The sequence below is a fragment of the Carboxylicivirga sp. genome, from assembly GCF_982718395.1.
Map to the genome: position 1 here is coordinate 1 of NZ_CEXQWX010000214.1, position 9,166 is coordinate 9,166.

Below are 9,166 nucleotides of genomic sequence, written 5' to 3' on the forward strand. Positions count from 1 at the left end.
GATTGATAGAAGGAGTATGAACAGCTGTAAATCTATAATCAAATGCATCAAGCACATGACTGTTTTTTTTCTGCAATGCATCCAGCCATAATTGAACTGAAATATGCTCCCTACCATGTAATTCGGGAATAAAAATGCCTTCAGAAATTCCTCTTTCCCATACAGAGAAAGTATCTTCATTAGGATAATATTTTTCTAATGTAGATGTAAATGGTTCATAAAAATAACTCGAGAACTCTGAAGATTTAATTTTATCAAAATCAGGATTTGCCATGTTGCAGACTGGTGTCATAACAGCCGGATGACCATTTTTATCTTTGACACTAAGCATTATATCGAAGAGCTGTTCCAAATCTTCGGAATTTGCCAGAGTATCAAATTTATTATATCTGCTTTTATCAACGGCAAAACCTTTGGATAACAGCTTATCGTAGGTTTTAGAATCAGGCATTCTAATACTTCCCCAATCATCACACTCAATCACAACAATCTTACGATGAGTACTTTTTCCTAATAGATTTTTCAGGTTGAGGGTCAAAGTATTTTTCAATCTTCCGGTTATATTCATCATGAGGTTTTTACATATTGAATAATCATCCACATTCTCTTATAATGACGGTAAATTATTCAATTCGGGTTAAGCTTTTGAAGAGGTTTGTTAAATTCAATTCTACATTCATTCTGATACTAACATTATAAAAGAACAATTAACCGAAACATATTATCGAGCCAGCACCTCAGAATTAGTTTTTTTCAAATTTGATTTTTTTAATAACTCATTGTATAAATCAAGATAATCCAAATACCTATCCGTATTTAAATACAACCTTTCAGCTCTGTTCCTGCACAATTCCTGTGAATAGTCAGAACTATCCTGTGAAATCGTTCTAATAGCGTCAACAATGCCCTTTACATCACCTTTATCAAGTGCGATACCGGTTCTTTCATCAATTGCCTCCGCACTTCCTCCTGTATGATAAGTAATAACAGGGGTACCGCAAGCTAAGGATTCAAGATTTGTTGTTGGAAAATTATCCACATAGGTAGGATTAACAAAAACTGTTGCAGCTGCATATAACTCTGCAAGCTGAATGATATTTTCAGTCCTTTCAATGGCAATTATTGAATCAGGAATCTGTTTTATTTGTTTAGAATTCAATCCGACCAATACAATTTGATAATCATCGGGTATTAATTCGTTAAGCTTCACAAAATCATCCAGACCCTTACGCTTATCCCACACACTTGCAACGCCTAAAATAATATGTCCTTTAATATCATATTTTTTATGAACCTCCTTAGCCATCGTTGGTTTAAAAACTTCTAAATCAATTCCATTATTGACCGTTTTAACCGGGTAATTTTTCAAAAAGGATTTAGGTATATGCCCTGCGAGCCAGTTGGACGGAGTAACGATTAATAATTCATTAAGACCATTGAACAAGCTTTTTTTATCCAGATAATTCCTTTTTGATTGATCCAGTAACCAACTGGAAGGATATCGTTTTTTTAGCGGACACTCATAACATTGTACCTCCCAACGTTTACAATCCACTCTATCAAAATATGCACAATGACCAGTAATCGGCCAACAATCGTGAAATGTCCATATTACCGGTTTCTGTATTTGTTTTAAGTAACAAAATAGTACCTGTATATTTAAGTAATAACCATGAATATTATGGAGGTGGATCAGGTCAGGATCAATTAACTTTATTTTCTGTATTAACTTCTTTGTAGCCCATTCAGAACCAAATCCATGCCGATCAAATAAACGGGACTGTAAACCATGAATTTTTCGATCGACTACGTGTCCAACTGGTATAACTTGTGATTGACTATCCTGAGAAGTTTCAGCGGCCGCAATATAACTCTCATGCCCTTTACTTAACAGGGTTGCACCAATATCCTCTGCAATCCTACCTGTACTGCCTTTGTTAACCGCAATATTAATTTGAAGTACTTTCATCCAAAATAAATTTAAGAAACTTATCTCCAATATTTTCAATAGAAAAGTTAGTCATGCTCAGTTGAGCTTTTTCAGACATTCTTTCACGTTGGCCTTCTTGATCAATTAACAATTGTATTCTCTCTTGCATCAACTGATCATCAAATAAGGGAACAAGAAATCCATTTTCACCTTCATTAATCATTTCTGAAGGTCCGGCAACACAATCATAGGAAACAACTGGCAGGCCTGCAAGCATTGCTTCTCCAACAACATTTGGAAAACCTTCAGAACTCGATGTAAATGCGAAAATTTTGCTTTTATAATAATATTGATCTATATCCTTTATTTCACCAGCAAGAAAAACCCGATCATCTAATCCCAACTTAGTCACCAATATTTTCAATTTCTCCATATTCTTTTGTTTCAAAGCGTCCCCTCCTGCAATTATTAACTTCCAATCAGGAGCATTCAGCTTTGAAAAAACTTTAATTAAACGATCATGATGTTTGGTTTGAATTAATCGGCCAACCGAAAGAATAATATTCTGACGTTGCATAACCAATTTATTCTTTTCTTGAATTGGATTGGCAATTACGGCAATATTTGAGTTTAATTTGCTTTTAAAATAAAACTGCTTTGCAAACTCGGTTTGTGCAATGATACCAGTAGCCTTTGGGTATAACCATTTTCTTAAAAATGCATTTAACTGGTTGTATTTCCTGTCTGGTTTACATCGATCAGAAATAAAAACAGGATATGAAGTTCCTAACAAAGCCGTCAGAACAAAACTATTCCACACTTCACCAAAACTAATTACAATATCAGGATTAAGTTTCCGTACTTTTTTCCTGATATATAAAAGTGTTTTAATGCTAAACCAGATTCTCTTTTTCTCTTGATACTCTATACCAGATGAATAAGTATTAATGGTATCATCTAAAGGGAAAAAAACCGTAGGCTTTTTTCCATACATTACCAGATCTACCGTAAATTCATCTTTTTTTGCAAGGTAATTGGCAATCTGGCTCATAACGCGTTCCATTCCTCCTACTTTTAAAGAAGGTATTAACAAACATATACTTTGTTTATGCATATGAATTAACCGGCTTTAAAACTTCTTCAACCATCCATCCATAAGGATTAAACTTACCTTCAAACCAGTTCATATCCTTATCCCAGTACCCAGGACATTTACCATATGCTTCAGGTGTAAAACCAAAGCTAACCTCAACCAACTTGGGCTCACCATTATCATAGATAAAATCTATGGCACTGCATTGATTTCCTAATTTATCTGTTATTTGAAATGCCAGTTTAACCAGATTCTCGTCAATCTGAGATTTTTCATAAACAATATGTCCACTACCGGATGCTCTGAAATCATCCTCCCTCACTAAACGCTTAATTGCAAAAGCTTTGCCTGCAATTACAATCACTCTCGTATCAGAGTCATTACCAGAAACAAAATCCTGAAAATATACATAACCCTTGGCACGCCCTGCAACTTTTTCAAACTTTGTTAAGTAGGCAAATCGAATAATCCCTTTAACAACATTAAATAAGCTATCTTGTTTATTCCTAAATTTACGTATACGTTCCTTTATTCCAAGCCATTTATTGTTTTGACTAAATCCTCTTCCAAAAGCAGTCTTTACAATTCTTTTAGCATGTTTTTTATTCCTGATTATCCTGACGTTTGACGATCCTGCACCACCCCTAAGTTTAAAAACGATTGGAAATGACTTCTTTTCTAACCAATCAAACGCATCTTTTTTTGAATAAAAGGCATAAGTTGGTACAATTGGCAGGTTCAGACTTTCTAACAGGTATTTCTGGCCTAGTTTATCATCAAAATGCCATGAGGTTCTGAAATTTGGATACACCGATTTTCCCGCTGTCTCAAGAGAATATAACAATTCCTTCGCGAATAAAACATCTTTTGAGTGAGCATGGTGGTAATGCCACATAAAAGCATCACAGTCACTCACTTGAGCAACCACATTACTTTCATAACAATTAATCCGCTTATATGGAATTCCTTTCTGTTCGCAATAATCTATCCATAAATGTCCCATTGAATAGGGATTATCAACTATACCAATTTTCATGCGTTTAGGTTTTGTTTTAAAGATCAGATGGAACTATCAGGTAAATTCAATTATTAACCTGCGTGTAACAGGAATAATTGAATGTACATGTTTGTTTCATATTTTTCTCAAGTATAGATCGGTCGTAAAATACAATACACATTGTTGATTACGATAGTAATTCTCGAAACTTATATTCCTTTTGCAGAGCCCAATGGTTAGTGATGCAATACTCAACCACCTCATCTGTATACTTTCCGAAGAAAAGTCCGCCATGATGCTGAGAAGCCCTTATAGTTGTACTGTTAACATTAACTTCAATAAGGCGCCATTGCCCTTTATGATCTAAACACATGTCCAGACTTACAATACGTGTATAGAATATTTTAGAAGCGATTTGCTTAGCTGCTCTTTCCATTTCTTCCAACTCAATCAACTCTATATCAAAAGGTATCTTGGTATCTGGATGGGTATAATATTTTTCTCCATTTTTATTCAAGGCAAACCCATTCAAATGCCCATCGGGTTTAATTAAGCAGGCAATACCTCCAGCTGATATATTATCCAAAGAACCGCCAACACCCATCCTTATTGATCTGTTAACCACATGCCAGTTATTATCACGTACAGATTTATAGAGGTTAACACGCATTGAGTTAATTCCACAAGGATTAAACTGTTGATAGAATTCATGCTGATAAATAAACTCCTGCACCAATATATCACTTTCATCTTCAATACGCTCAATCAATTTTTCAGGTAAATCACAGATAGAAACACCGTTACCCCCATAAGTATCTTTATTGGGTTTGACAACTACTGGATAGGTCAAATCTTGTGCTATCTTTCTTACATCTGAAAATTCAATCAGATCCATATTAGTATTGAACCATTGTCCAGAGATATTGTGTATAAAATTAGTTGCTAAATACTGCTTGTCAAACCATTGATTATAAAAACTTTTAAAATTGAAAAAATTGGCTTCCGGAATGTTATTTAAGGTGGGTTCAATATCTGCTACAAATATATCTTCAGGTATATAACGGTAATCATCAACTCCTGAGAGATTACTGCAAAGCCTTAAGGTTGATAAATCACATTTGCTCTGAAATTTTTTCCAATAAGCAATATGCTCCTCCTCAACTTCCTTGCTGCAGGCTTGCCCATATTTGGGAAACTGACTAAAAACTCTTTTAAAGACTTTTTGCCATGGAATCCGAGCCCCCCTAAGTTTCAGGTAGTACTTAACAACTCGTTTTAACTTCTCTTTTGTTGTAAAAATCCCTTCATTTAAGATTAGTTTATACATAGTATACTTGATTTTAAGAAGTTAAGATGTTTCTTTAATTTCCATAAGCTTTCCCAGTTGTTCTGATGTCATAAATTCAATATCCGGCCATTTCTTCAAGGCACTTTTAATAATCTTCCTCAACATTACTAAACTTTTATCTCTGTTCTCAGTGACAAGATAACCTACATAGTTAATTCTATGACTTGATATAATAGCAGGTTTCTTCATGTCAAAGGCAATCTTTATTTCGCGCAGACACTTATCTATATTCTTCTCCTCTGTTGCGCTGTAAATCGATGGTTCAAAAGTGACATTTCTTACTAAGAACTGTGGTCCACCCTCACTTTTCATTCCCAAATAGACCCTATGATGTTTATTTTTTTGCCCATCAACAGGTTCTATATACTTTCTGATACCTTGAATAAATTTAACCCCTTTTTTTAGTACTTCTGAATTGTAATCGGGACTCCACACGTAATTTGGCGGTGTAAGGGTGTAAGATTTGTAACCAAAAGTATCTTTAAAAATATCCAACGCCTCCTTAAAAATCTCCAGCTTTTCTTTTTTGTCAGATGAGGAATTGGCCTTCATCGCTTCTACATACACATTTCCAGCTCTTAAGCCGCCTTTTGAGATGCATCCCGGCATTTTATTATTAAATCCAAACAAGACATCTTCATCTTTTCTTTGAAGTGCGTCCATCAGCAGGCTAACATTGACATGTTCTCGTCCATGGCACTGAGGATAAAAGACACCTTCTTCTGAACCTTTCTTCCATAATGAAAGACTATTTGCATGATTTGGGTAACTTTTAAATGTTTCACTAATTAATTCATAATGATACCTTTCAAAATTATCTTCTCTAATCTTTTTAAAGTCAGGATTAGTCACCATACAATTGGCAGTTATAATGGGCGAGTTCCCATGCTTATCCTTAAATGATTTCAATAAATCAAACAATAATTCCAAATCCTGCTCACTGGCTAAAGAGTCATAACGCTCATAAACATTATTATCAACACGATAACCGTTTTTAAGACAGTTCTGATACACTTCCTTTGATGGCATTCGGATACTACCCCAATCATCAGATTCAATAACAATTATTTTACGGTTAGTTCTCCACCCCTTAAAGTTAGTGTAGTATTTAGCTAACGTTCGAATACTCATATTTTGATTTTTTACACCAATTGTGATTGATACATGAATACGATAATGGTTTGTTGGGGTACACCAGGAATTAAATTCAATTCAGATTTTTTATGTCTCTGTTAGAATTATCTAAACCCATTAAAGTAAAGTGAGTAACCCTTTTATCTGTTCAATAAATGGGGTCTGTTTATCAACAAATAAAGCTAAAACAGGATTTCCCAGCAAGGTAATTACCCCCATAAATTGAAAACCCATTCTTATCTGAAAAAGTATAATAAACAACACGGGTATCAGCGTAATTCTACTAACAAATTGCAGTAAAGCATCCCATTGAATTTTGGTATGCAGCATTACTACAATAACATACACTATTGAACTGATAATAACGGTAAATCGTCCGCCCGATGGCACCAAACTTGCAATACCTGCCATTGCCCCAAAAAGTAACACAAAGTTAAATAACCGTCTCAAGGTTTCATTGTGCTTAATCCATGTCCTATATTTTAGATAAGCCACAAATACCCATAAGTGTATAAGCCATTTTCCGAAATTTTCAACCAAAATTACCTGGAGGTTCAGACTTGATCTATGCAAGCTTATTGCTTCATAATACGACAAATTAGTATAACCCGTTACCCTCGACTGAAAAACGCCTGGCAGAAAACTAAGCAAGTTTCTTACATACTCCAGATCAACTATATTGATCATCATACTAACCACGTACAGAATAAATAACACGCCTGTTTTTCGGGGTGTTATCAAATAAATTATTAGACTGATCAGTGGAAAAACAAACGAAAAGTGGATAAAGATTGCTACACCGCACCAAAGTAATTTGCTTTTGTCATTGAAGAGCAAATAAGTCAACAATCCATATAAAAATACATGCATAGCTGTATTCATGCGCACCCCATTAATATTCCAAATGGGATTAATCAATATGAAGGCAATTAAATACAGTATGGTAAAAACGGTTATTCTCTTATCTATTACCTTTAAAACCAACCATATATTTTGGGAATAAAAATATCCAAAAACAATAGCATAAATCATAAACAGATACCTTGGATCATCAGTAAAGAAAGCAGTAATCCATAAGGTTATCGGCTGATAAAGATCGGTGTATCCACCATCTGAATCATAAAACATTGAAATCAGTTGTCCTAAATCAATTGGCTTTTGATGAAGTGCAATTAATTTAGCAACAGTCCTGGCTGAGTCTGCAGCTCCTTCTGTATAAGGATCAGCATAAATAAACAAGAATCCGAAAAAGATACAGAATAACCAGAATAGCACTTTTGAACCAGGCCATCGATAATACCTGAACGCATGAATTAAGGCTCCTAAAGGCCAGATCATGAACAATAGGAGGTCACTTCTTCTAATTATAGATGAAAACCCTAATTGTCTATTCCGTATGTCTTTTCGTATTAACACTACTTTAATTAGGTATTAACGAAAGAAATTTATCGCATACATTTTCAATCTTGTATTGATCCATATCGGGCATTTCAAATTGATTTTCATAGTTGCCATCTAAAAACTGATCTACAACTTCAGGATTAAAGTCTTTTGAGATAATATTTAATACTGGTCGCTTACACAATCCATAATCAATCAGTTTACTTGGAGACTGTTCCTTTGGGTTATATTCAAAGTTGACCAGAAAATCCATCTGACTTAGATTATATAGAAGTTCTGAACGTGGTATATAGTCCCTGACTTCAATTCTACCCTCCGATTTTTCAAGATATGGAGAAACGAGATCGACAGACCTGGTGTACAAAATAAATTTAAAATCTTTTGGTTGCTTTACCAGGTAATCTAACAATACGGATGGATTACGACCGGTACTAAACAGACCTCCTGCGAAAGCAAACGTTGGTACAGAATTATTAATTTCTGAATCAAATATTTTTACGTCATTAAAATTAAATCCTTGTGGAATTTCAACCATTTTAGGATGAAACTCCGGATAGTAATTAACTGCAAAGTCTTTTTTTGTAATAGCTACATAATCCGTCTTCCGCATAAACCACTTTTCTACATACATAAAATAGAAAGGTTTATTAAAACTATCCATACGGTTACCCATGAAAGGATCTCCACAATCAGCAACCCATGTTTTGGCAATATTTTTATTCTTTCTCCATTCAGATGCCACCCCCCAATGATTAGGATAAGGGACTGCTATAGATATCAATAAATCGTACCCGTGTTCTTTTTTTAAAGCCTTCCTGATCTTAAATAACAACTCAATATCTGGAAATTCAAAAAACAAAGACAGAATGCGCTTACTGGCCCGCGTCATGAGTCGACCCAATTTTGATTTTCCAAAATCAGCGTGCCTCCATCGCAATGTCCCAATATCTTTTATTCGTACTCCGAATTTTTCCTCAAATTCGGGGTGCTCCACATCATTCTTAGGTATTAGAACGGTAACATCATTGCCTTGCCTGGAGAACTCCTTTGCTAACTCTGTGGTTCTGAACGAACGAGGTGAGTTTTGAGGGTAAAATGAACTGCCAACAATTAATATTTTCTTGCACATAAAAGTGGTATTTTTTCTTTCTAATTATCCTTGTATTCTTCTCTCAACAACGTGCTAAAAACAACATCATTATAAATCTTCTTATTTGAGAAATCACAACACGGGATGATTCTTTGCTAAAATGTCGAGTCTGT

The 9,166-nt window shown here is 34.6% G+C and carries 8 protein-coding genes; all 8 read right to left on the reverse strand.

Annotation, left to right across the window (positions count from 1 at the left end; translation table 11 throughout):
* Positions 1–571, reverse strand: a 571-nt coding sequence (locus AC4MRQ_RS23470; RefSeq protein ID WP_491200165.1) for a hypothetical protein, incomplete at its 3' end; no start/stop codon positions are given.
* A gap of 150 nt (positions 572–721) precedes the next feature.
* Positions 722–1,969: a glycosyltransferase gene (locus AC4MRQ_RS23475; RefSeq protein ID WP_491200166.1), complete on the reverse strand. Its 1,248-nt coding sequence runs from the start codon at positions 1,967–1,969 to the stop codon at positions 722–724.
* Positions 1,950–3,044 (reverse strand): glycosyltransferase family 4 protein, encoded by a 1,095-nt coding sequence (locus AC4MRQ_RS23480; protein ID WP_491200167.1) that lies wholly within the window; start codon positions 3,042–3,044, stop codon positions 1,950–1,952. The genes AC4MRQ_RS23475 and AC4MRQ_RS23480 overlap by 20 nt, the downstream gene beginning before the upstream one ends.
* Positions 3,037–4,059, reverse strand: a complete 1,023-nt coding sequence (locus AC4MRQ_RS23485) for an ATP-grasp domain-containing protein (RefSeq protein ID WP_491200168.1) — start codon at positions 4,057–4,059, stop codon at positions 3,037–3,039. Before AC4MRQ_RS23485 ends, AC4MRQ_RS23480 begins: the two co-directional genes overlap by 8 nt.
* Before the next feature lie 148 nt (positions 4,060–4,207).
* Positions 4,208–5,347, reverse strand: coding sequence for a sugar-transfer associated ATP-grasp domain-containing protein (locus tag AC4MRQ_RS23490; protein WP_491200169.1), 1,140 nt, complete (start codon positions 5,345–5,347; stop codon positions 4,208–4,210).
* A gap of 21 nt (positions 5,348–5,368) precedes the next feature.
* Entirely contained in the window at positions 5,369–6,499 is a 1,131-nt protein-coding gene (locus tag AC4MRQ_RS23495) for a hypothetical protein (RefSeq protein WP_491200170.1), read from the reverse strand.
* 120 nt (positions 6,500–6,619) lie between these two features.
* Positions 6,620–7,840, reverse strand: a complete 1,221-nt coding sequence (locus AC4MRQ_RS23500) for an EpsG family protein (RefSeq protein ID WP_491200171.1) — start codon at positions 7,838–7,840, stop codon at positions 6,620–6,622.
* 82 nt (positions 7,841–7,922) lie between these two features.
* The gene (locus AC4MRQ_RS23505) at positions 7,923–9,032 is read right to left on the reverse strand and encodes a glycosyltransferase family protein (protein WP_491200172.1); all 1,110 of its coding nucleotides are present in this window, start codon (positions 9,030–9,032) and stop codon (positions 7,923–7,925) included.
* Positions 9,033–9,166: the final 134 nt, after the last annotated feature.